The sequence below is a fragment of the Pseudomonas sp. B414 genome, from assembly GCF_055408445.1.
The window spans coordinates 102,546-124,207 of record NZ_JBUZTQ010000015.1; the positions used below are offsets into that span (position 1 = coordinate 102,546).

Consider the following 21,662-nt stretch of genomic DNA (forward strand, 5'->3'; position numbering starts at 1 on the left):
GGCGGTCACTATCAGCAGTGGTATAGTTCGCCGCCAGTTCGGCCCGCCAGGGAACGCGTGCTTCTTTAATATGAAGTTTGGTGTCCGGGTGAGAGGCAGAGGCTGCATCGCAAGGAGTTTAGATGAGCGCCGATAACGCCTACGCGGTCGAGCTGAAGGGAGTGTCCTTCAAGCGCGGTACGCGCAGCATCTTCAATAATGTCGATATTCGTATTCCTCGTGGCAAGGTCACGGGAATCATGGGCCCGTCGGGCTGCGGCAAAACCACACTATTGCGCCTGATGGGCATGCAACTGCGTCCCAGCAGCGGCGAAGTGTGGGTCAACAATCAAAACCTGCCGACCCTGTCGCGCAGTGATTTGTTTGATGCCCGCAAGGATATGGGTGTGCTGTTTCAGAGCGGTGCGCTGTTTACCGATCTGGACGTGTTCGAGAACGTTGCCTTCCCGCTGCGGGTGCATACCCAGCTGCCGGAAGAAATGATTCGTGACATCGTGTTGCTGAAATTGCAGGCGGTGGGCTTGCGCGGGGCTATCGACCTGATGCCCGATGAGTTGTCCGGCGGCATGAAGCGTCGGGTGGCCTTGGCGCGGGCGATTGCCCTGGATCCACAAATCCTGATGTATGACGAGCCCTTCGTGGGCCAGGATCCCATTGCCATGGGCGTGTTGGTGCGCCTGATTCGTCTGCTCAACGATGCGCTGGGTATCACCAGTATTGTGGTTTCCCACGATCTGGCCGAAACCGCGAGTATCGCCGACTATCTTTATGTCGTTGGTGATGGCCAGGTGCTGGGGCAGGGTACGCCTGAAGAATTGATGAACGCCGATAATCCGCGCATTCGTCAGTTTATGACCGGCGATCCGGATGGCCCGGTTCCGTTTCACTTTCCGGCGTCGGACTACCGAACCGATCTACTGGGGAAGCGCTGATGCGCAAGACTTCATTAATGGACCGTATCGGCCTGTTTGGTCGGGCCGGGATCGATATCGTCGCGGTGCTGGGGCGTTCGACGGTTTTCCTGTTTCATGCATTGCTGGGGCGTGGCGGTATCGGTGGCAGTTTTGGGCTCTTGCTCAAGCAACTGCACTCCGTCGGCGTCATGTCGCTGGTGATTATTGTTGTGTCCGGCATTTTTATCGGCATGGTACTGGCGCTGCAAGGCTTCAGTATCCTCTCCAGCTATGGTTCCGAGCAGGCGGTAGGGCAGATGGTTGCCCTGACCCTGCTGCGCGAGCTGGGGCCGGTGGTCACGGCTTTGCTGTTTGCCGGTCGTGCCGGGTCTGCGCTGACGGCTGAAATCGGCAACATGAAATCCACCGAGCAACTGTCGAGCCTTGAAATGATCGGGGTCGACCCGCTCAAGTACATCGTTGCGCCGCGGTTGTGGGCCGGGTTTATTTCCCTGCCGGTGCTGGCGATGATTTTCAGTGTGGTCGGCATCTGGGGCGGATCGTGGGTTGCAGTGGACTGGCTGGGCGTCTACGACGGCTCCTACTGGGCCAATATGCAAAACAGCGTAACCTTCAGTGGTGACGTACTTAACGGGATCATCAAAAGCATCGTTTTTGCCTTTGTGGTGACCTGGATTGCCGTGTTTCAAGGTTATGACTGCGAGCCCACTTCAGAGGGGATCAGCCGTGCCACTACCAAGACCGTGGTGTATGCCTCACTGGCAGTCCTCGGCCTGGACTTTATTTTGACTGCCTTGATGTTTGGAGATTTCTGATGCAAAACCGCACCATGGAAATCGGTGTCGGCCTGTTCCTGCTGGCTGGCATCCTGGCTTTGCTGTTGCTTGCCCTGCGGGTCAGCGGACTGTCCCCGACTGCGAGCACCGATACCTATAAGCTTTATGCCGATTTTGACAATATTGCCGGCCTGACCGTGCGCGCCAAAGTCACCATGGCTGGCGTGACTATCGGCAAGGTAACGGCGATTGATCTGGACCGTGACAACTATAGGGCCCGTGTCACTCTTCAGGTGGGGAAGGCGGTGGATAATCTGCCGGTCGATTCGACAGCGTCTATTCTCACCGCGGGCCTGCTGGGCGAAAAATACATTGGTCTGAGCGTGGGCGGTGAAGACGCCGTGCTCAAGGATGGGGACACCATTCACGACACTCAGTCGTCCTTGGTTCTTGAAGACCTGATTGGTAAATTCCTGCTCAATACCGTTAGCAAAGAAGCCAAATAAGGAGCTTTCAGATGATTTCTCTCTTGCGCCGTGGCCTGCTGGTAATTCTGGCTGCAGCTCTTCCGCTGGCGGCGAATGCTGCGCCAGGGCAGTCTGCCCATGACATCGTTTCAGACACAACGACCCGGTTGCTGGCCGACCTGGCTGCCAACAAAGAACAGTACAAGCAAAGCCCGAGCAAGTTCTACGATGCCCTGAACGAAATTGTCGGCCCTGCTGTAGATGTTGATGGCATCTCCAAAAGCATCATGACCGTCAAGTACTCGCGCAATGCCACGCCTGCGCAGATGCAGCGTTTTCAAGAGAACTTCAAGCGCAGCCTGATGCAGTTCTACGGCAACGCCTTGCTTGAATTCAAGAATCAGGGCATCACCGTTGGGCCAGCCAAGGATGAAAGCGGCGATCGCACCAGCGTCGACATGACCGTAAAAGGCGATAGCGGTGCCATTTATCCTTTGTCCTATACCCTTAACAAGGTTAACGGCGAGTGGAAAGTGCGCAACGTGATCATCAACGGCATCAATATTGGCAAGCTGTTCCGTGACCAGTTCGCCGATGCCATGCAGCGCAACGGTAACAACCTGGATAAAACCATCGATAACTGGGCTGGCGAAGTGGCCAAGGCCAAGCAGACCACCGATGCGGCTTCGCCCAAGGCTGCAGGCCAATGAGCGAGGCGGCTGTAACACTGGCCGGCGAGAGCGAGCTGCGTCTCAGTGGCGTACTCGATTTTCGCACGGGCCCTCGTTTGCGTTCTGATGGCCAGGCCCTGATCAACAAAGCCCTGGCCAGGGAGCTGGTTGTAGATTGCTCTGCGGTCACAAAATCCAGCAGCGTCGGTTTGTCACTGTTGCTGTGTTACATCCGTGATGCGCAAGCCCTGAACAAGCCATTGAGCATTCGTGCCATGCCCGAAGACATGCGCGAAATCGCCCAGGTCTCGGGTTTGACCGAACTGTTGGCACATCATTAATAGCCACTTATACAAAAGCCCCCCGTCAGAGTCCTGCTATGCGGGGTTCGCAGGCGCGGGGCTTTTTTGTATGATGGCCGACCCGCGCGCGTTAGGCGCCGATTGAGGTTGAGCATGCAGGCCGTAGAAGTGAAGAGCTTTCTTGAAGGAAAGCTGCCTGGTACCCAGGTAGAAGTTGAGGGCGAAGGCTGCAACTTTCAGCTGAACGTGATTAGTGACGAACTGGTGGCTCTGAGCCCGGTCAAACGTCAACAAAGCATCTATGCCCATTTGAACCCGTGGATCGCTGATGGCAGCATCCATGCGGTCACTATGAAATTCTTCAGCAGCGCGGCCTGGGCCGAGCGCACCTGAGCCCCCTGAGCCCATTGGCGTCGAGATTGTTATGGATAAATTGATTATTACCGGCGGTGCCCGTCTTGATGGCGAAATCCGCATTTCCGGGGCGAAGAACTCCGCCCTGCCGATCCTGGCAGCGACCCTGCTGTGCAATGGGCCGGTGACTGTAGCCAACCTGCCGCATTTGCATGACATCACCACCATGATCGAGCTGTTCGGTCGCATGGGCATTGAGCCGGTGATCGATGAAAAGCTCAGCGTCGAAATCAACCCGAACACCATCAAGACCCTGGTTGCCCCGTACGAACTGGTGAAAACCATGCGTGCGTCGATCCTGGTGCTGGGGCCGATGGTTGCCCGCTTCGGTTACGCCGAAGTGGCGTTGCCAGGCGGTTGCGCCATTGGTTCGCGTCCGGTTGACCTGCACATCCGCGGCCTTGAAGCCATGGGTGCAGTGATTGACGTTGAAGGCGGCTACATCAAAGCCAAAGCGCCTGAAGGCGGCTTGCACGGTGCCAACTTCTTCTTCGATACAGTCAGTGTGACCGGTACTGAAAACATCATGATGGCCGCAGCTCTGGCCAATGGCCGCAGCGTATTGCAGAACTCTGCACGCGAGCCTGAAGTCGTCGACCTGGCCAACTTCCTTAACGCCATGGGCGCCAAGGTCAGCGGTGCCGGCACTGACACCATCACCATCGATGGCGTCAAAGAGCTGCACCCAGCGACCTACCGCGTCATGCCGGACCGTATCGAAACCGGTACTTACCTGGTAGCCGCAGCCGTGACCGGTGGCCGTGTGAAGGTCAAGGACACTGATCCGACCATCCTTGAAGCCGTACTGGAAAAGCTCAAGGAAGCGGGTGCTGAAATCACCTGTGGTGAAGACTGGATCGAACTGAACATGCACGGCAAGCGCCCTAAAGCGGTGAACGTGCGTACAGCTCCGTACCCGGCGTTCCCGACCGACATGCAGGCGCAGTTCATCTCCCTCAACGCCATTGCCGAAGGCACGGGCGCAGTGATCGAGACGATCTTCGAAAACCGTTTCATGCATGTGTACGAACTGCACCGCATGGGCGCCAAGATCCAGGTTGAAGGCAACACGGCCATCGTTACCGGCACTGAAACCCTCAAGGGCGCGCCAGTCATGGCGACCGACCTGCGTGCCTCGGCCAGCCTGGTGATCTCGGCTCTGGTAGCTGAAGGCGACACCCTGATCGATCGCATCTACCACATAGATCGTGGCTATGAGTGCATCGAAGAGAAACTGCAAATGCTGGGCGCCAAAATCCGCCGCGTTCCGGGCTAGTTTTTGCTGTCTGGCTGCATGGGCACAGGGATAGTGTCCAGCTGCCAGGTGACGTAACGGCTTGCAAGCGTTACCTTACCTGGCCTCGAATCGTTCAAGTCGAGCCTGATATCAGGCTCGATGCTTGTCCGGCGCCGATTGCGACCGGGCAAAAGTACCCTGATAAGGACTTACGTTTCCCATGTTGACCATTGCACTGTCCAAGGGCCGTATCCTTGACGACACCCTGCCGCTTCTGGCTGAAGCGGGCATTGTGCCGACCGAGAATCCGGACAAAAGCCGCAAGCTGATTATCCCGACCTCCCAGCCGGATGTACGCCTGCTGATCGTTCGTGCTACCGACGTGCCTACCTATGTTGAACATGGTGCGGCAGACCTCGGTGTGGCCGGCAAAGACGTGCTGATGGAGTACGGTGGCCAGGGCCTTTACGAGCCGCTGGACCTTCAGATTGCCCAGTGCAAGCTGATGACTGCCGGTGCCATCGGTGTCGCTGAACCCAAAGGTCGCCTGCGCGTTGCCACCAAGTTCGTCAATGTCGCCAAGCGCTACTACGCCGAGCAAGGCCGTCAGGTCGACATCATCAAGCTGTACGGCTCGATGGAGCTGGCGCCGCTTATTGGCCTGGCGGACAAGATCATCGACGTGGTCGATACCGGCAACACCTTGCGTGCCAATGGCCTGGAACCCCAGGAATTCATTGCCGCCATCAGCTCCCGTCTGGTGGTCAACAAGGCTTCGATGAAAATGCAGCACGCCCGCATTCAAGCCCTGATCGATACCCTGCGCAAGGCAGTGGAATCGCGACACCGCGGCTGACCCGCCCGCGCGACTACCGGCATAGAGCCCGACGTTGCGCCCACCCATCCGTGTAACCGCCAGAAATCTCAGGTACCCACGCGGATGGCTTGGTAGTCTTGTGGTGCCTGAGATCTGCAACATCATAAATTCCCAGCATTCGCCCATTACCGAGGCCCTCGCTATGACCGCTCCCACTGCAATTCGCCGACTCAACGCTGCTGACCCGGATTTCGCGCAGCATCTGGATCATCTGCTGAGCTGGGAAAGTGTGTCTGACGACTCGGTCAACCAGCGTGTGCTCGATATCATCAAAGCCGTGCGTGAGCGGGGCGACGCTGCCCTGGTTGAGTTCACCCAGCGCTTTGACGGGCTGGCCGTTAACTCCATGGCGGACTTGATCCTGCCACGCGAGCGTCTGGAGCTGGCCCTGACCCGCATCACCGCGCCACAACGTGAAGCGCTGGAAAAAGCCGCGCAGCGTGTACGCAGCTACCACGAGAAACAGAAGCAGGACTCCTGGAGCTACACCGAAGCAGACGGCACGGTGCTGGGCCAGAAAGTCACGCCACTGGACCGTGCCGGCCTGTACGTGCCGGGTGGTAAAGCCTCGTACCCGTCGTCGGTGCTGATGAACGCCATTCCTGCCAAGGTCGCCGGTGTCACCGAAGTGGTGATGGTGGTGCCAACCCCCCGTGGTGAAATCAATGAACTGGTGCTGGCCGCCGCCTGCATCGCTGGCGTTGACCGGGTGTTCACCATCGGCGGCGCGCAAGCCGTTGCGGCACTGGCCTATGGCACTGAAAGCGTGCCGAAAGTCGACAAGGTGGTCGGGCCGGGCAATATCTATGTTGCGACTGCCAAGCGCCATGTATTTGGCCAGGTCGGTATCGACATGATTGCCGGTCCTTCGGAAATTCTCGTGGTGTGCGACGGCCAGACCGACCCGGACTGGATTGCCATGGACCTGTTCTCCCAGGCCGAGCACGACGAAGACGCGCAAGCGATTCTGGTCAGCCCCGATGCCGAGTTCCTCGACAAGGTGGCGGCCAGCATCGCCAAACTGCTGCCGACCATGGAGCGAGCCGAAATCATCGAAACCTCGATCAATGGTCGTGGTGCGTTGATTTTGGTTAACGACATGCAGCAAGCCATCGACGTTGCCAACCGCATTGCCCCGGAGCACCTGGAGCTGTCGGTGGCCGACCCGCAAGCCTGGCTGCCGCAGATCCGCCATGCGGGCGCGATCTTTATGGGCCGTCACACCTCCGAGGCCCTGGGTGATTACTGTGCGGGGCCGAACCACGTATTGCCGACTTCCGGCACCGCGCGTTTTTCGTCACCGCTGGGTGTGTATGACTTCCAGAAGCGCTCCTCGATCATCTTCTGCTCCGAGCAGGGTGCTTCCGACCTGGGCAAGACCGCCTCGATTCTCGCACGCGGCGAATCGCTCACCGGCCACGCCCGCAGTGCCGAATACCGCATCATCGCCGACGAACAGGGGCAATAAGCATGAGCAAGTTCTGGAGTCCATTCGTTAAAGAGCTGGTGCCTTATGTACCGGGCGAGCAGCCGAAGCTGACCAAACTGGTCAAGCTCAACACCAATGAAAACCCCTACGGGCCATCGCCTAAAGCGCTGGCAGCGATGCAGGGCGAGATCAACGACAACCTGCGTTTGTACCCCGACCCGAACAGCGATCTGCTCAAGCAGGCAGTGGCTGACTACTACGCTGTGCAGACCGCCCAGGTGTTTTTGGGCAACGGTTCGGACGAAGTGCTGGCCCATGTGTTCAATGGCCTGTTTCAGCACGACAAGCCGCTGCTGTTTCCGGATATCAGCTACAGCTTCTATCCGGTTTACTGCGGTTTGTACGGCATCGAATTTGACGCTGTAGCGCTGGATGAACAATTCCAGATCCAGCCTGCGGACTATGCCCGGCCCAATGGCGGAATTATCTTCCCGAACCCCAACGCCCCGACCGGTTGCCTGCTGGCGCTGGACGCCATTGAGCAGATCCTCAAGGCCAGCCCCGATTCAGTGGTGGTGGTGGATGAGGCCTATATCGACTTTGGTGGCGAGACGGCCATCAGCCTGGTGGATCGCTACCCGAACCTGCTGGTGACCCAGACCCTGTCCAAGTCCCGTTCCCTGGCCGGCTTGCGGGTCGGGCTGGCGGTGGGTCACCCGGATCTGATCGAAGCGCTGGAGCGGATCAAGAACAGCTTCAACTCCTATCCGCTGGATCGTATCGCGATTGCCGGTGCTGCGGCCGCGTTTGCTGATCGTGAGTATTTCGAGCAGACCTGCCAGTTGGTGATCGACAGTCGCGAACAGGTTGTCGGGCAGTTGCAGGCGCTGGGCTTTGAAGTGCTGCCGTCGGCGGCGAACTTTATCTTCGCCCGTCACCCGGAACACGATGCGGCGGCGCTGGCGGCCAAATTGCGCGAACAGGGTGTGATCGTGCGTCACTTCAAGCAACTGCGCATTGCCCAGTTCCTGCGGATCAGCATTGGTACGCCGGAGCAGAATGCGGCGTTGATTGAAGGGTTGTCAGATATTTAAAGCCCGCCCCTTTAACCAGGGTGTGGGAGCGGGCTTGCTCGCGATGCAGGCGGCGCGGTCACTCAGTCAAACCGTGTCGATATTATCGCGAGCAAGCCCGCTCCCACAGGGTATTTACCGTTTATTCTTGCGTCTGCGGCGGTTGTTCCTGCGGCGGGCGCAGACCTACTTCGGCAGTAAGCTTGAGCTCTTTGCCGTTGCGCATTACCTGGATCGTGATCTTGTCCGAAGGCTTGATCCGCGCCACCTGATTCATCGAGCGACGACCATCGCTGGCAGGCTCGCCATCAATACTCAGAATCACATCCCCCAGCTGCAAACCGGCTTTCTGTGCCGGGCCATCACGGAAAATCCCCGCCACAACAATCCCCGGACGACCACTCAGGCCAAACGACTCGGCCAGTTCCTGGGTCAGCGGCTGCACCTCGATCCCTAGCCAGCCACGAATCACCTGACCGTGCTCGATAATCGATTTCATGACTTCCATGGCCAGGTTGATCGGGATGGCAAAGCCGATGCCTTGCGAGCCGCCGGACTTGGAGAAGATCGCGGTGTTGATCCCGGTCAGATTGCCGTTGGCATCTACCAGCGCACCACCCGAGTTGCCGGGGTTGATCGCGGCATCGGTCTGGATAAAGTCTTCGTAATTGTTCAGGCCCAACTGATTGCGCCCGGTGGCACTGATGATGCCCATGGTGGTGGTTTGGCCAACGCCAAACGGGTTACCGATGGCCAGGGCAATATCACCGATGCGCAGGGTGTCCGAGCGGCCAATGGTAATGGCCGGCAGGTTTTTCAGGTCGATCTTCAGTACCGCCAGATCGGTCTCCGGGTCGCTGCCGATAACCCGGGCGTGGGTTTCACGGCCATCCTTGAGCGCTACCACAATCTGATCGGCACCGGCGACCACGTGGTTGTTGGTCAGCAGATAGCCTTCGGGACTCATCAGTACTGCCGAACCCAGGCTGGACTCCATGCGTCGCTGCTTGGGTTCGTTGTTACCGAAAAAGTGGCGAAACTGCGGATCCTCAAACAATGGGCGGGCGTTTTTATTCACCACTTTGGTGGTGTACAGGTTGGCCACCGCCGGAGCCGCACGCACCACGGCATCGGCGTAGGTCACCGGCCCTTGCTGCATGTAGCTGGTTTGCGGGGCTTGTTGCAGATTGACGTCCAGGCTCGGCAGCCCAACCCATTGCGGGTAACGCTGAATAATCAGCAAAGCGATAAGCACGCCAGCCAGCAGTGGCCAGCCAAAGAAACGCAAAGCCTTAAACATTGAACTCAGTCCTGAAGGTTGCAGAGCCATTCTGACGGCCCATAATGGCGCCATTATACGAGGGCCGCCCGGCTCTGAACGCTATATTTAGGAGTCTTTTATGGCTGTCTCCCTGAGCACGCTGGTAGAAGAAGCAAATCGTTACCTTAACTGTGCCGCCATCGCCGATTATTGCCCCAATGGCCTGCAGGTCGAAGGCCGCCCGCAGGTGATGCGTATTGTCAGTGGTGTGACCGCCAGCCAGGCATTGCTGGATGCCGCAGTCGAGGCTCAGGCTGATCTAGTGCTGGTGCATCATGGCTACTTCTGGAAAGGTGAAGATCCGTGCGTTACCGGCATGAAGCAGCGCCGCCTGAAAACCCTGCTCAAGCACGATATCAGCTTACTGGCGTATCACTTGCCGCTGGATCTGCACCCTGAAGTGGGCAATAACGTGCAATTAGCGCGACAGCTGGATATCACTGTCGAAGGCCCGCTGGAACCGGGCAACTTGAAAGTGGTGGGGCTGGTGGGCTCATTGGCCGAGCCGGTGACCGCTCGCGATTTTGCCCGTCGCGTGCAAGAAGCGCTTGGGCGTGAGCCGTTGCTGATTGAAGGCAGCGAGATGATCCGCCGCGTGGGCTGGTGCACCGGTGGCGGGCAGGGATTTATCGATCAGGCTGTATTGGCCGGGGTTGATCTGTACCTGAGTGGTGAAGCCTCGGAGCAGACTTTCCATAGTGCCCGGGAAAACGACATCAGTTTTATCGCCGCTGGTCATCACGCCACCGAGCGTTATGGTGTGCAGGCTTTGGGTGATTACCTGGCGCGCCGCTTTGCCCTGGAACATCTGTTTATCGATTGCCCGAATCCGATCTGAACATTCAACAACTCACCCTTGTGGGAGCGGGCTTGCTCGCGATGCAGGCGCTGCGATATGTCAGGCAAACTGCGTTGATGCAATCGCGAGCAAGCCCGCTCCCACAGGGGGCGCGCAGCCCAAACTCCGGGATCTATTCTTAGACCGTTTCGATCTAGTAGGCGCCATCTATAGAAGAGGGCGCTGTGCTAGCATTCGAGCCTCGAACACGGCCCGCAGGCCGTTCATAAGATAGCTTTCGTGAGTAGCCATGGTCGACAAACTGACGCACCTGAAACAGCTGGAGGCGGAAAGCATCCACATCATCCGCGAGGTGGCCGCCGAGTTCGATAACCCGGTGATGCTGTACTCGATCGGTAAAGATTCCGCCGTGATGCTGCACCTTGCTCGCAAGGCCTTTTTCCCTGGCAAGCTGCCGTTTCCGGTGATGCATGTCGACACCCAGTGGAAATTCCAGGAGATGTACAGCTTTCGCGACAAGATGGTCGCCGAGCTGGGCCTGGATCTGATCACTCACGTCAACCCGGACGGCGTGGCACAAGGGATCAACCCTTTCACCCACGGCAGCGCCAAGCACACCGACATCATGAAGACCGAGGGTCTGAAGCAGGCTCTGGACAAATACGGTTTTGATGCCGCCTTTGGTGGTGCGCGTCGCGACGAAGAGAAATCCCGTGCCAAAGAGCGCGTGTACTCCTTCCGCGACAGCAAGCACCGCTGGGACCCGAAAAACCAGCGTCCCGAGTTGTGGAACGTCTACAACGGCAACGTCAACAAGGGTGAATCGATCCGCGTATTCCCGTTGTCGAACTGGACCGAGCTGGATATCTGGCAGTACATCTACCTTGAAGGCATCCCGATCGTGCCGCTGTACTTCGCCGCCGAACGCGATGTGATCGAGAAGAACGGCACGTTGATCATGATCGACGACGACCGCATCCTTGAGCACCTGTCTGACGAAGACAAGGCGCGCATCGTCAAGAAAAAGGTCCGTTTCCGTACCCTGGGTTGCTACCCGCTGACCGGCGCGGTGGAGTCCGAGGCTGAAACCCTGACCGACATCATCCAGGAAATGCTCCTGACGCGAACTTCCGAGCGCCAGGGCCGAGTCATCGATCACGATGGCGCAGGCTCAATGGAAGATAAAAAACGTCAAGGTTATTTCTAAGGGGTTGTCATGTCGCACCAATCTGATTTGATCAGCGAGGACATCCTCGCCTACCTGGGCCAGCACGAGCGCAAAGAGATGTTGCGCTTCCTGACCTGCGGCAACGTCGACGACGGTAAGAGCACCCTCATCGGGCGCCTGCTGCACGACTCCAAGATGATCTACGAAGACCATCTGGAAGCCATTACCCGCGATTCGAAAAAAAGCGGCACCACGGGCGATGATATCGACCTGGCGCTGCTGGTTGACGGTCTGCAAGCCGAGCGCGAGCAGGGCATCACTATTGACGTGGCGTATCGCTACTTCTCTACCGCCAAACGCAAATTCATCATTGCCGATACCCCGGGCCATGAGCAGTACACCCGCAACATGGCCACCGGTGCCTCCACCTGTGACCTGGCGATCATTCTGGTGGATGCCCGTTACGGCGTGCAGACCCAGACCCGTCGCCACAGCTTTATCGCCTCGTTGCTGGGCATCAAGCATATCGTTGTGGCCATCAACAAGATGGACCTCAAGGGTTTTGATGAGGGTGTGTTCGAGTCGATCAAGGCCGACTACCTGAAGTTTGCCGAAGGCTTGAAAATGAAGCCTACCAGCCTGCACTTTGTGCCGATGTCTGCCCTTAAAGGCGACAACGTGGTGAACAAGTCCGAGCGTTCGCCGTGGTATACCGGCCAGTCGCTGATGGAAATCCTCGAAACCGTGGAAGTGGCTGCGGACCGCAACCTCACTGACCTGCGCTTCCCGGTGCAGTATGTGAACCGCCCTAACCTGAACTTCCGTGGTTTTGCCGGCACCCTGGCCAGCGGCGTCGTACATAAGGGCGATGAAATCGTAGTACTGCCGTCGGGCAAGAGCAGCCGCGTTAAATCCATCGTCACCTTTGAAGGCGAACTGGAACACGCAGGGCCGGGCCAGGCAGTCACGTTGACCATGGAAGACGAGATTGATATCTCCCGTGGCGACCTGCTGGTACATGCCGACAACGTGCCGCTGGTGACTGACAATTTCGAAGCCATGCTGGTGTGGATGGCTGAAGAGCCGATGCTGCCGGGCAAGAAGTACGACATCAAGCGCGCTACCAGCTATGTGCCGGGTTCGGTTGCCAGCATCGTCAACAAGGTCGATGTGAACACCTTGGAAGAAGGCCCGGCCAGCGCCCTGCAACTGAACGAGATCGGCAAGGTCAAGATCAGTCTCGACGCACCGATTGCGCTGGATGGTTATGCCAGCAACCGTACGACCGGTTCGTTCATCATCATCGACCGCCTGACCAATGGCACCGTCGGTGCAGGCATGATCGTTGCGCAGCCGTTGAGTCATGGCAGTGCGACCCATCACGGCAAGCTGGCGCATGTGGCGGTTGAAGAGCGTGTGCAGCGTTTTGGCCAGCAGCCGGCTACCGTGTTATTCAGCGGTCTGTCAGGCGCAGGCAAGAGCACTTTGGCTTATGCGGTTGAGCGCAAGCTGTTCGATATGGGCCGTGCAGTATTTGTGCTGGATGGCCAGAACCTGCGCCATGACCTGAACAAGGGTCTGCCACAGGATCGTGCCGGGCGTACGGAAAACTGGCGTCGTGCTGCTCACGTGGCGCGTCAGTTCAACGAAGCGGGCTTGCTGACCCTGGCCGCGTTTGTGGCTCCGGATGCCGAAGGCCGCGAACAGGCCAAGGCGCTGATTGGCAGCGATCGTCTGGTCACCGTGTATGTTCAGGCATCCCCGGCGGTGTGTGCCGAGCGTGACCCGCAAGGGCTGTATGCGGCCGGTGGTGACAACATTCCGGGCGAGTCCTTCCCGTATGACGTGCCGCTGGATGCCGACCTTGTGGTCGACACGCAAACGCTGACGCTGGAAGAAAGCGTCAAGCAGGTGCTGGACCTGTTACGTCAACGCGGCGCGATTTAAGCCGCACTAAAAAAGCCCGCTGCCGAGAGATCGGTGGTGGGCTTTTTTGTGGGGTTGCGCTGATCTGCTTTTGCCTTTAGTCCCCTCTCCCTCCGGGAGAGGGTTAGGGTGAGGGGCTCTTGATCTTATTCAGCGCGCCGGATATTCCCGATGCAGCTCCCCCAGCAACCGGTCCTTGTCTTCCCACAACTGGTTGATCCAGCTCTGAAACGCCAGTCGGTACTCCGGGTCCTGATCGTAGTTCTTGCCCAAAAACTCGGCCGGGATTTGCAGCTCTTCAAACACCACAACTACGTCCTTCACATTGCCGCACAACAGGTCCCAATACCCTGGACGCCCGCCCGGGTAGTGAATGGTCACGTTGACGATCGACTGCAGCTGCTCCCCCATCGCATCCAGTACAAAGGCAATACCACCGGCCTTGGGCTTGAGCAGGTAGCGAAACGGAGAATTCTGCTGCGCATGCTTGGCTTCGGTAAAGCGCGTGCCTTCGACGAAGTTGAAAATGCCCACCGACTGGTTTTTGAACTTGGCGCAGGTCTTGCGCGTAGTCGCCAGATCGGCGCCTTTTTTCTCCGGGTGCTTGGCCAGGTAGGCCTTGGAGTAGCGCTTCATAAAGGGAAAGCCCAGCGCCCACCAGGCCAGGCCAATCACCGGCACCCAGATCAGTTCCTGCTTGAGGAAGAACTTCAACGGACGAATACGTTTATTGAGCACGTATTGCAGCACCATGATGTCGACCCAGCTCTGATGGTTGCTGGTCACCAGATAAGAGTGCTGGTAGTCCAGCCCCTCAAGACCCTTGATATGCCAGCGGGTCTTGCGCAGCAAATCCATCCAGCGACTGTTGTTGCCAACCCAGGCTTCGTGGATCCGGCGCATCAACTCGTCGGTCACCCGCTGCGCGGCCGGAAAGGGCAGGCACAGCTTGAAAATGGCGACGACAAACAGCGGCGTGCAACACAGGATGGTGTTGAGCGCCAGCAGCAGTGAAGCAATGACGCCGCGTAACGGTGCAGGCAGAAAATCCAGCATTTACACATCCATAGGTCGGTTGGCGGCTTGAATCGCCGTAAGGGCGATGGTGTAGACGATATCGTCCACTTGCGCGCCGCGGGGCAGATCGTTTACCGGTTTACGCAGGCCTTGCAGCATCGGGCCAAGGCTGACGCAATCGGCGCTGCGTTGTACGGCTTTGTGCGTGGTGTTGCCGGTGTTGAGGTCGGGAAACACGAATACTGTGGCCCGGCCCGCCACCTGGCTATTGGGCGCCAGTTGCCTGGCCACTACTTCGTTGGCGGCCGCGTCGTATTGCAGCGGGCCGTCAATCAGCAGCGCATGCTGGGCTTCGTGGGCCAGCAGGGTGGCCTCGCGGACTTTTTCGACCTCTTCTCCGCTGGCCGAGTCGCCGCTGGAGTAGCTGATCATCGCCACTCGCGGGGTGATACCGAAGGCTGCGGCAGAGTCGGCGCTTTGCAGGGCGATCTCGGCCAGTTCGGTGGCGCTCGGGTGCGGATTCATCACACAGTCGCCGTACACCAGCACCTGCTCGGGGAACAGCATAAAGAACACCGACGACACCAGCGTGCAGCCCGGCGCTGTCTTGATCAGTTGCAGGGCGGGGCGGATGGTGTTTGCGGTGGAATGGATAACCCCTGAAACCAGCCCGTCCACTTCGTCCAGCGCCAGCATCATGGTGCCGATGACCACCGGGTCTTCCAGCTGTTGTTCGGCCATGGGTGCGTTGATGCTTTTGCTCTTGCGCAGGGCCACCATTGGCTCGACATAGCGGGCGCGGATCAGGTCCGGGTCGAGAATCTCCAGGCCCTCGGGCAGTTCAAAACCATGGGCCTTGGCCACGGCATGGACTTCCTCCGGTTTGGCCAGCAAAACACAGCGGGCAATGCCGCGGGCCTGGCATATAGCTGCCGCCTGTACGGTCAAAGGTTCGCTGCCTTCGGGCAATACGATGCGCTTGTTGGCCTGCTGGGCGCGCTGGATCAGCTGATAGCGGAACACCGCAGGCGTGAGGCGCATTTCCCGTGGTGTGCCACAGCGTTGATGCAGCCATTGGGCGTCAAGGTGGCTGGCGACAAAATCGGTGATGATTTCCGCACGCTCGCGGTCATCAATGGGGATTTCCTTGTTCAGGCCATTGAGGCGGTTGGCCGTGTCGTAGGAGCCCGTGCTCACCGACAGTACCGGCAACCCGGCCTGCAGCGCACCGCGGCAAAGCTCCATCAGGCGTGGATCGGGCTGGGTATCGCTGGTCAGCAGCAGGCCCGCCAGTGGTACACCGTTCATCGCCGCCAGGCTGACGGCCAAGATGATGTCGTCGCGATCTCCCGGGGTCACCACCAGCACGCCCGGCTTGAGCAGTTGCAGGGTGTTGAGCACGGTGCGGGCGCACAGGATGATTTTCGACATGCGCCGGGTTTCATAGTCCCCGGCATTGAGCACCTGGGCGCCCAGCAACTCGGCCACATCGCGGGTGCGCGGGGCGTTGAGTTCGGGCTGGAAGGGGATGCAGCCCAGCAGCTTGAAATCACCCGTGCGCAGCAGCGGCGAATGTTCCTTGAGGCGTGCGGCAAAGACTTCCATGCTTTCGTCGGTGCGCACCTTGTTGAGGATTACGCCAAGTACTTTCGGGTCCTTTGGTCCGCCAAACAGTTGGGCCTGCAACTCAACGCGCCCGGAAAGCTCGGTCAACACTTCGTTTTCCGGGGCCGAGACCAGGATTACTTCGGCATCCAGGCTCTTGGCCAGATGCAGATTGACCCGTGCCGCGTAACTGGCGGTGCGGGTCGGTACCATGCCTTCGACGATCAGCACGTCCTTGCCGACGGCGGCCTGTTGATAGAGGTTGATGATCTCTTCGAGCAGCTCATCCAGCTGGCCGTCACCGAGCATGCGCTCGACATGGGCCAGGCCCAGCGGCGTCGGCGGCTTGAGGCCGTGGGTACGGGCCACCAGCTCGGTGGAGCGTTCAGGGCCAAAATCGCCCGGATGGGGCTGGGCTATGGGCTTGAAAAAACCGACTTTCAACCCGGCGCGCTCCAGGGTGCGAACCAGGCCCAGACTAATGGATGTCAGACCCACGCCAAAATCGGTGGGGGCGATAAAGAAAGTTTGCATGCGAGCTTCCTGACGTGGCAGTGCAAGGGCAACACCCTTCAAACGGGGCTTGTGCCTGAATCAATTGCCAAGATTAGCGCTATCTGCCTCTTGAGCACACCAGCCGCAGTCAAAGGACTGGCCTATTTTTGCCTGGCGCTGTACCGGGTCCAGCACCCACGGCCTGGATTGCCATGGCGGTTGATGACGCTGGTGCTGGGTGTGGCCGCAGGAGAGTACGGCAACCCAATGTTGCTCCTCATCCTGTCGCCAGCCAATGATCGTTGAAGTTTTCAATTTTATCCGTTGGTCTTGGTTGTGTTCGCTTTCAGGCGATTGCTTGGTTAAACTTGCGCACTCATTATTTTTTGCAAAAGGTCTCGCCCCATGACGATCGCCGCCAACAAGGCTGTCTCCATCGACTATACCCTGACCAATGACGCTGGTGAGGTCATCGACAGCTCCGCCGGCGGCGCACCGCTGGTTTACCTGCAAGGCGCAGGTAACATCATCCCGGGTCTGGAAAAGGCTCTGGTTGGCAAGGCCGTTGGTGACGAGCTGGACGTTACCGTTGAGCCGGAAGACGCTTACGGCGAATACTCCGCTGAGCTGGTCAGCACTTTGAGCAGCAGCATGTTCGAAGGCGTTGACCAACTGGAAGTTGGCATGCAGTTCCACGCTTCGGCGCCGGACGGCCAAATGCAGATCGTGACCATCCGTGACCTGGACGGCGACGACGTGACTGTAGACGGTAACCACCCACTGGCTGGCCAGCGTCTGAACTTCAAGGTCAAGGTTGTGGCCATCCGTGACGCGAGCGAAGAAGAAGTTGCTCACGGCCACGTACACGGTGAAGGCGGTCATCAGCACTGACAAGTGCTGCTACGCTCTCATGTGAGCTAGCCAGGAAAGGCGCCTTCGGGCGCCTTTTTGCATCCTGGGTTATGAGGGCAATCGGTAAGCTGAACGATTGTTTTAATGTGGATACGGGAATTTTTGGAGTCCGTCATGAGTGCTTTTCACGAACTTACCCTGGACACGCTGGATGGCAAGCCGCTGCCGCTGGATACCTTTAAAGGCAAAGTGGTGCTGGTAGTAAACGTTGCCTCCAAGTGCGGTTTGACCCCTCAATACGCCGCCCTGGAAAACCTGTATCAGCAATTCAAGGGCGAGGGTTTCAGTATTCTGGGCGTTCCCTGCAATCAGTTCGCCGGACAGGAACCGGGTACCGAGCAGGAAATCCAGGAATTTTGCAGCCTTAACTACGGGGTCACTTTCCCTTTGAGCAGCAAGCTGGAAGTTAACGGGCCAGAGCGTCATCAGTTGTATAAGTTGCTGGCAGGCGAGGGCGCGGAGTTTGAAGGGGAAATCACCTGGAACTTCGAAAAGTTTCTGGTGGGCAAGGATGGCCGGGTATTGGCGCGTTTCTCTCCGCGCACCGCGCCAGACGATGCCACAGTGATTCAGGCCATTGAAAAATCTCTGGCTTAAGGCTTTTTCGCTTCGATATGCACCGGCACCGGGGTTTCGCACGTCGAACCCTGGCATGCCCGCTGCAACTGGTTTTCAAATCGCTCGACAATTCCCGGCCAGCTTTGCCGGCTGGCATGGCGACGGGCATTGAGGCGCAGGGTACGCAAGGTTTCCGGAGCTTCAAGCAGCCAGCAGGCCGCTTCGATCCAGGCGTATTCATCCCCCGGCATGGCCAGCACGCCGTTGTAACCATGACGGATATGCAGGCCGGCTGCAGCTTCGTCGTAGGCCACCACGCCCAGACCTGAAGCCTGGGCTTCAAGTACCACATTGCCGAATGTTTCGCTCAGGCTTGGAAATAAAAACACATCTCCAGAGGCGTAGTGGCAAGCCAGGTCTTCGCCAGACTGCTGCCCGCAAAAAATCGCTTCGGGCAATGACGCCTCCAGTGCTGCACGTTTTGATCCGTCGCCCACCACAATCAGCTTGAAGCGCCGCGCGGGGTAGCGGGCTTGCAGTTGATCAAAACAGCGCTTGAGTGCGCCCAGATTTTTCTCCGGCGCCAGACGCCCGACATGCAACAGGGCAATATCGTTTTCTCTAAGCCCCCAGCTCTGGCGCAAGGAGTGTTGCCGTTTTACCGGGTTGAACAGCTGGCTGTCGACACCGCGGGGGAGCAACTCCAAGCGCTCAAAATGCCTGCGCTCAAGCTCCACACGCTGGCTGGAGCTGGGCACCAGGGTCAGGGCTGAACGGTTATGAAACCAGCGCAGGTAGTGGGTCAGGGCGCGGGTGAGCAGGGTCAGGCCGTGCTGACGCAAGTACTGCTGGAAATTGGTGTGAAAGCCGGTGACCGCGGTAATGCCCAAGCGGCGGGCAACGCGCAGGGCACATAAGCCCAGCGGGCCCTCTGTGGCGATATAGACCACATCCGGAGGTTGCTGGCGCCAACGCCGGGTCAGGCGGTGGGTGGACGTCATGCCCCATTGCAGGCCTGGATAACCGGGCAATGGCCAGCCTCGGCAGAGCATCAACTCGTTGTTGCTGCGCTGGTTGCCATCGTCGCTCTGGCGCGGGCGTATCACCTCTACACGGTGGTTGCGCGCGCGCAGGCCAGCACACAGATGGCCAAGGGTATTGGCCACGCCGTTGATTTCGGGAGCGAAGGTTTCGGTGATCAGGGCGATATGCAGGGCTGTAGTCATGACCCCAGTGTGATTTGGGGGCATGACGTGCATGTGTCACGGTGATGATGGATTTATGAAGTCAGCGGCTACGGTTGGCGGCTGCCAGGGCTTCATCGCCACGTTCGCGCACCCAGAACAGGGTTGCGCCGGCAACGGCGGCGGGCATCATCAGGATATTGACCACCGGGATCAGCAGTACCAGGTAAACGATGCCGCCAAAACTCATGCTTTGCCAGCGCTTCTCGCGCAGCCAGGCGAGCATTTCGTTCCAGCCCAGCTTGTGGTTGTCGGCCGGGTAGTCGATGTACTGAATGGCCATCATCCAGATCCCGAACAGCAACCACAGCGGTGCCGCGATCAGGTTGAGTACCGGGATAAACGACAGGATCAGCAAGGCAATGGCCCGAGGCAGAAAGTAGCCCAGCTTGCGCAACTCGCGGGCCAGGGTGCGCGGCACCATGGCGGCCAGCTCAGCCCAGCTGAAGGGCGGGGAATTATCGACCCCGCGCACTACGGCTTCGACTTTTTCCGAGAGAAAACCGTTGAACGGCGCGGCAATGATATTGGCCAGCATGGTGAAGGTGAAAAACACCATCAATGCCACCAGCACCACGAACAGCGGCCACAGCACATAGTTGAGAAAGCTCAACCAACTGGGCAGGCTGGGCATCAGGGCCTCGACCCAGAGGTTGAATTGATGCCCGGCGAAATAAATCAATCCGACGAACAGCACCAGATTGATCAGCAAGGGCAACAGCACAAACAGGCGCAAGCCCGGGCTGAGAACCAGTTTCAGGCCTTCACGCAGGTACTGCGGGCCAGAGAGAACAGGGGCAGGCATAGAGTGCTCCGAGCAATGGAAAACCGGGCGACCTTAACGGCTTTATTCGCAGGACGAAAGCCTTGTATCAGGTTCGACAATTACTGTAACAAAGCCGTCTAAAATCGAATTCGACTACATAGAGACCTGCTATGAGCTGGATTGTTAATGCGTATTTCCTTACTCTCTGCGGCCTCTATATGCTTCACCCATATTTTTCAGGATCTGCGCGTTGCAGGCATAGCCTGGGCAGGTTTACGGTTTCTTTTTATTCCAGCCGGTAAAGCGGCGTTCCGACCCGGTTTCAATGCGGGCGGTCATAGGAGTGAGTCATGTCTGAAGTACGTCATTCGCGTGTGATTATTCTGGGTTCCGGCCCTGCCGGTTACAGCGCCGCTGTCTACGCGGCCCGCGCCAACCTCAAACCACTGCTGATCACGGGCATGCAGGCTGGCGGTCAATTGACCACCACCACTGAAGTCGACAACTGGCCAGGTGATGTTCATGGCCTGACCGGCCCGGCTTTGATGGAGCGCATGCGCGAGCACGCCGAGCGTTTTGAGACGGAAATCATTTTCGATCACATCAACGAAGTGGATCTGAAAAACCGTCCGTTCACCCTCAAGGGCGACAGCGGTACTTTCACTTGCGACGCGCTGATCATTGCCACTGGCGCCAGCGCCCGCTACCTGGGCCTGCCTTCCGAAGAAGCGTTTATGGGCAAAGGCGTTTCGGCCTGTGCGACCTGCGATGGTTTCTTCTACCGCAACAAGCCAGTTGCCGTGGTCGGTGGTGGCAACACTGCCGTTGAAGAGGCGCTGTACCTGGCCAATATCGCCAGCAAAGTGACCCTGGTTCACCGCCGCGAAACTTTCCGTGCCGAGAAGATCCTGATCGACAAGCTGCACGCCCGTGTCGCTGAAGGCAAGATCGAGCTCAAGCTGAACGCGACCCTGGACGAAGTACTGGGTGACAACATGGGCGTGACCGGTGCCCGTCTGAAAAACAACGACGGCAGCTTTGACGAGCTGAAAGTCGACGGCGTGTTTATCGCTATCGGCCACACCCCGAACACCTCGTTGTTTGAAGGCCAGCTGGAGCTAAAGGACGGCTACATGATTGTGCAGGGTGGCCGTGAAGGCAACGCAACTGCTACCAGCGTTGAAGGCGTGTTTGCCGCAGGCGACGTGGCTGACCACGTTTATCGTCAGGCCATCACCTCGGCTGGCGCCGGCTGCATGGCGGCACTGGACACCGAGCGCTACCTGGACGGCCTGCAGAACGCCCAGTTCTGATAGCCCGCCCCAACAAAAAAACCGGCTTTGGCCGGTTTTTTTGTGACTGCAACTTCGGTGTTCGTGGCTCTTGTGGGAGCGGGCTTGCCCGCGATGCAGCGGCGCGGTGTGGCAGGCAAACCGCAGTGCCATCGCAGGCAAGCCAGCTCCCACAAGAATTGTGTCGCACGCAAAATTTGATGCTTGCAGGGATTATTGTGGGAGCGGGCTTGCCCGCGATGCAGGCGGCGCGGTGTGGCAGGCAAACCGCGGTGATGCCATCGCAGGCAAGCCAGCTCCCACAAGAATTGTGTCGCACGCAAATTTGATGCTTGCAGGGATTATTGTGGGAGCGGGCTTGCCCGCGATACAGGCAGCGCGGTATGGCAGGCAAACCGC

General features: G+C 58.5%; 21 protein-coding genes and 1 pseudogene. 16 read left to right on the forward strand and 6 right to left on the reverse strand.

Annotated elements, in window-relative coordinates; all coding sequences use genetic code 11:
• Nucleotides 1-122: 122 nt before the first annotated feature.
• The 10 genes from ACZRMH_RS14710 (at nucleotide 123) to hisC (ending at nucleotide 8,181) form a co-directional block, all read left to right on the forward strand.
• Nucleotides 123-932, forward strand: a complete 810-nt coding sequence (locus ACZRMH_RS14710; RefSeq protein ID WP_464013994.1) for an ATP-binding cassette domain-containing protein — start codon at nucleotides 123-125, stop codon at nucleotides 930-932.
• Nucleotides 932-1,729, forward strand: coding sequence for a lipid asymmetry maintenance ABC transporter permease subunit MlaE (gene mlaE / locus ACZRMH_RS14715; protein WP_464013995.1), 798 nt, complete (start codon nucleotides 932-934; stop codon nucleotides 1,727-1,729). Before ACZRMH_RS14710 ends, mlaE begins: the two co-directional genes overlap by 1 nt.
• Nucleotides 1,729-2,196 carry an outer membrane lipid asymmetry maintenance protein MlaD gene (gene mlaD / locus ACZRMH_RS14720; RefSeq protein ID WP_464013996.1) on the forward strand — a complete coding sequence of 156 codons (468 nt, stop codon included), beginning with the start codon at nucleotides 1,729-1,731 and terminating at the stop codon, nucleotides 2,194-2,196. The genes mlaE and mlaD overlap by 1 nt, the downstream gene beginning before the upstream one ends.
• A gap of 11 nt (nucleotides 2,197-2,207) precedes the next feature.
• Nucleotides 2,208-2,867 (forward strand): MlaC/ttg2D family ABC transporter substrate-binding protein, encoded by a 660-nt coding sequence (locus ACZRMH_RS14725; RefSeq protein ID WP_464013997.1) that lies wholly within the window; start codon nucleotides 2,208-2,210, stop codon nucleotides 2,865-2,867.
• Nucleotides 2,864-3,169 carry an STAS domain-containing protein gene (locus ACZRMH_RS14730; protein ID WP_464013998.1) on the forward strand — a complete coding sequence of 102 codons (306 nt, stop codon included), beginning with the start codon at nucleotides 2,864-2,866 and terminating at the stop codon, nucleotides 3,167-3,169. The genes ACZRMH_RS14725 and ACZRMH_RS14730 overlap by 4 nt, the downstream gene beginning before the upstream one ends.
• A 114-nt stretch (nucleotides 3,170-3,283) precedes the next feature.
• Complete coding sequence (locus tag ACZRMH_RS14735; RefSeq protein WP_003439919.1) at nucleotides 3,284-3,523, forward strand: BolA family protein; 240 nt, start codon at nucleotides 3,284-3,286, stop codon at nucleotides 3,521-3,523.
• A 31-nt stretch (nucleotides 3,524-3,554) separates the two neighbouring features.
• Nucleotides 3,555-4,820 carry a UDP-N-acetylglucosamine 1-carboxyvinyltransferase gene (gene murA, locus ACZRMH_RS14740; protein ID WP_464013999.1) on the forward strand — a complete coding sequence of 422 codons (1,266 nt, stop codon included), beginning with the start codon at nucleotides 3,555-3,557 and terminating at the stop codon, nucleotides 4,818-4,820.
• A 181-nt stretch (nucleotides 4,821-5,001) separates the two neighbouring features.
• Nucleotides 5,002-5,637 carry an ATP phosphoribosyltransferase gene (gene hisG / locus ACZRMH_RS14745; RefSeq protein ID WP_016781809.1) on the forward strand — a complete coding sequence of 212 codons (636 nt, stop codon included), beginning with the start codon at nucleotides 5,002-5,004 and terminating at the stop codon, nucleotides 5,635-5,637.
• 163 nt (nucleotides 5,638-5,800) lie between these two features.
• Nucleotides 5,801-7,126, forward strand: coding sequence for a histidinol dehydrogenase (gene hisD / locus ACZRMH_RS14750; protein WP_464014000.1), 1,326 nt, complete (start codon nucleotides 5,801-5,803; stop codon nucleotides 7,124-7,126).
• A gap of 2 nt (nucleotides 7,127-7,128) precedes the next feature.
• Nucleotides 7,129-8,181, forward strand: coding sequence for a histidinol-phosphate transaminase (gene hisC, locus ACZRMH_RS14755; RefSeq protein WP_464014001.1), 1,053 nt, complete (start codon nucleotides 7,129-7,131; stop codon nucleotides 8,179-8,181).
• A gap of 121 nt (nucleotides 8,182-8,302) precedes the next feature.
• On the opposite strand, the gene algW is transcribed toward hisC, so the two are convergent.
• Entirely contained in the window at nucleotides 8,303-9,460 is a 1,158-nt protein-coding gene (gene algW / locus ACZRMH_RS14760) for a Do family serine endopeptidase AlgW (protein ID WP_464014002.1), read from the reverse strand.
• Between the two features lie 100 nt (nucleotides 9,461-9,560).
• Between algW and ACZRMH_RS14765 the strand changes: the two genes are divergently transcribed.
• The 3 genes from ACZRMH_RS14765 to cysN all read left to right on the forward strand — a co-directional run bounded on the left by ACZRMH_RS14765 (nucleotide 9,561) and on the right by cysN (nucleotide 13,395).
• Nucleotides 9,561-10,319: a Nif3-like dinuclear metal center hexameric protein gene (locus ACZRMH_RS14765; RefSeq protein WP_464014003.1), complete on the forward strand. Its 759-nt coding sequence runs from the start codon at nucleotides 9,561-9,563 to the stop codon at nucleotides 10,317-10,319.
• A 250-nt stretch (nucleotides 10,320-10,569) separates the two neighbouring features.
• Complete coding sequence (gene cysD / locus ACZRMH_RS14770) at nucleotides 10,570-11,487, forward strand: sulfate adenylyltransferase subunit CysD (RefSeq protein ID WP_095028988.1); 918 nt, start codon at nucleotides 10,570-10,572, stop codon at nucleotides 11,485-11,487.
• 9 nt (nucleotides 11,488-11,496) lie between these two features.
• The gene (gene cysN / locus ACZRMH_RS14775; RefSeq protein WP_464014004.1) at nucleotides 11,497-13,395 is read left to right on the forward strand and encodes a sulfate adenylyltransferase subunit CysN; all 1,899 of its coding nucleotides are present in this window, start codon (nucleotides 11,497-11,499) and stop codon (nucleotides 13,393-13,395) included.
• A gap of 129 nt (nucleotides 13,396-13,524) precedes the next feature.
• Here the strand turns inward: cysN and ACZRMH_RS14780 are convergent, their stop codons facing one another.
• The 3 genes and pseudogenes from ACZRMH_RS14780 to ACZRMH_RS14790 form a co-directional block, all read right to left on the reverse strand.
• On the reverse strand, nucleotides 13,525-14,430 hold the full coding sequence (locus ACZRMH_RS14780; protein WP_464014005.1) for an acyltransferase: 906 nt from the start codon (nucleotides 14,428-14,430) through the stop codon (nucleotides 13,525-13,527).
• The gene (gene pta, locus ACZRMH_RS14785) at nucleotides 14,431-16,530 is read right to left on the reverse strand and encodes a phosphate acetyltransferase (protein WP_464014006.1); all 2,100 of its coding nucleotides are present in this window, start codon (nucleotides 16,528-16,530) and stop codon (nucleotides 14,431-14,433) included.
• Between the two features lie 60 nt (nucleotides 16,531-16,590).
• A pseudogene (locus ACZRMH_RS14790) lies at nucleotides 16,591-16,898 on the reverse strand (DUF3565 domain-containing protein).
• On the opposite strand from ACZRMH_RS14790, the gene ACZRMH_RS14795 reads away from it, so the two are divergent.
• Nucleotides 16,897-17,382: an FKBP-type peptidyl-prolyl cis-trans isomerase gene (locus ACZRMH_RS14795; RefSeq protein ID WP_095035846.1), complete on the forward strand. Its 486-nt coding sequence runs from the start codon at nucleotides 16,897-16,899 to the stop codon at nucleotides 17,380-17,382. The pseudogene ACZRMH_RS14790 and the gene ACZRMH_RS14795 overlap by 2 nt on opposite strands.
• 135 nt (nucleotides 17,383-17,517) lie before the next feature.
• Nucleotides 17,518-18,000, forward strand: coding sequence for a glutathione peroxidase (locus tag ACZRMH_RS14800; RefSeq protein ID WP_464014007.1), 483 nt, complete (start codon nucleotides 17,518-17,520; stop codon nucleotides 17,998-18,000).
• Here ACZRMH_RS14800 and ACZRMH_RS14805 read toward each other — a convergent pair.
• A complete protein-coding gene (locus tag ACZRMH_RS14805) occupies nucleotides 17,997-19,187 on the reverse strand; it encodes a glycosyltransferase family 4 protein (protein ID WP_464014008.1) in 1,191 nt (396 codons plus the stop codon). The genes ACZRMH_RS14800 and ACZRMH_RS14805 overlap by 4 nt on opposite strands.
• A gap of 61 nt (nucleotides 19,188-19,248) precedes the next feature.
• The gene (cysZ, locus tag ACZRMH_RS14810) at nucleotides 19,249-20,010 is read right to left on the reverse strand and encodes a sulfate transporter CysZ (protein WP_464014009.1); all 762 of its coding nucleotides are present in this window, start codon (nucleotides 20,008-20,010) and stop codon (nucleotides 19,249-19,251) included.
• 311 nt (nucleotides 20,011-20,321) lie between these two features.
• On the opposite strand from cysZ, the gene trxB reads away from it, so the two are divergent.
• Nucleotides 20,322-21,284, forward strand: coding sequence for a thioredoxin-disulfide reductase (gene trxB / locus ACZRMH_RS14815; RefSeq protein ID WP_464014010.1), 963 nt, complete (start codon nucleotides 20,322-20,324; stop codon nucleotides 21,282-21,284).
• Nucleotides 21,285-21,662: the final 378 nt, after the last annotated feature.

Bases quoted from the DNA above. Each gene is read 5' to 3' on its own strand.
- ACZRMH_RS14710 (WP_464013994.1), top strand. From the start codon at position 123: ATGAGCGCCGATAACGCCTACGCGGTCGAGCTGAAGGGAGTGTCCTTC.
- mlaE (WP_464013995.1), top strand. From the start codon at position 932: ATGCGCAAGACTTCATTAATGGACCGTATCGGCCTGTTTGGTCGGGCC.
- mlaD (WP_464013996.1), top strand. From the start codon at position 1,729: ATGCAAAACCGCACCATGGAAATCGGTGTCGGCCTGTTCCTGCTGGCT.
- ACZRMH_RS14725 (WP_464013997.1), top strand. From the start codon at position 2,208: ATGATTTCTCTCTTGCGCCGTGGCCTGCTGGTAATTCTGGCTGCAGCT.
- ACZRMH_RS14730 (WP_464013998.1), top strand. From the start codon at position 2,864: ATGAGCGAGGCGGCTGTAACACTGGCCGGCGAGAGCGAGCTGCGTCTC.
- ACZRMH_RS14735 (WP_003439919.1), top strand. From the start codon at position 3,284: ATGCAGGCCGTAGAAGTGAAGAGCTTTCTTGAAGGAAAGCTGCCTGGT.
- murA (WP_464013999.1), top strand. From the start codon at position 3,555: ATGGATAAATTGATTATTACCGGCGGTGCCCGTCTTGATGGCGAAATC.
- hisG (WP_016781809.1), top strand. From the start codon at position 5,002: ATGTTGACCATTGCACTGTCCAAGGGCCGTATCCTTGACGACACCCTG.
- hisD (WP_464014000.1), top strand. From the start codon at position 5,801: ATGACCGCTCCCACTGCAATTCGCCGACTCAACGCTGCTGACCCGGAT.
- hisC (WP_464014001.1), top strand. From the start codon at position 7,129: ATGAGCAAGTTCTGGAGTCCATTCGTTAAAGAGCTGGTGCCTTATGTA.
- algW (WP_464014002.1), bottom strand. From the start codon at position 9,460: ATGTTTAAGGCTTTGCGTTTCTTTGGCTGGCCACTGCTGGCTGGCGTG.
- ACZRMH_RS14765 (WP_464014003.1), top strand. From the start codon at position 9,561: ATGGCTGTCTCCCTGAGCACGCTGGTAGAAGAAGCAAATCGTTACCTT.
- cysD (WP_095028988.1), top strand. From the start codon at position 10,570: ATGGTCGACAAACTGACGCACCTGAAACAGCTGGAGGCGGAAAGCATC.
- cysN (WP_464014004.1), top strand. From the start codon at position 11,497: ATGTCGCACCAATCTGATTTGATCAGCGAGGACATCCTCGCCTACCTG.
- ACZRMH_RS14780 (WP_464014005.1), bottom strand. From the start codon at position 14,430: ATGCTGGATTTTCTGCCTGCACCGTTACGCGGCGTCATTGCTTCACTG.
- pta (WP_464014006.1), bottom strand. From the start codon at position 16,530: ATGCAAACTTTCTTTATCGCCCCCACCGATTTTGGCGTGGGTCTGACA.
- ACZRMH_RS14795 (WP_095035846.1), top strand. From the start codon at position 16,897: ATGACGATCGCCGCCAACAAGGCTGTCTCCATCGACTATACCCTGACC.
- ACZRMH_RS14800 (WP_464014007.1), top strand. From the start codon at position 17,518: ATGAGTGCTTTTCACGAACTTACCCTGGACACGCTGGATGGCAAGCCG.
- ACZRMH_RS14805 (WP_464014008.1), bottom strand. From the start codon at position 19,187: ATGACTACAGCCCTGCATATCGCCCTGATCACCGAAACCTTCGCTCCC.
- cysZ (WP_464014009.1), bottom strand. From the start codon at position 20,010: ATGCCTGCCCCTGTTCTCTCTGGCCCGCAGTACCTGCGTGAAGGCCTG.
- trxB (WP_464014010.1), top strand. From the start codon at position 20,322: ATGTCTGAAGTACGTCATTCGCGTGTGATTATTCTGGGTTCCGGCCCT.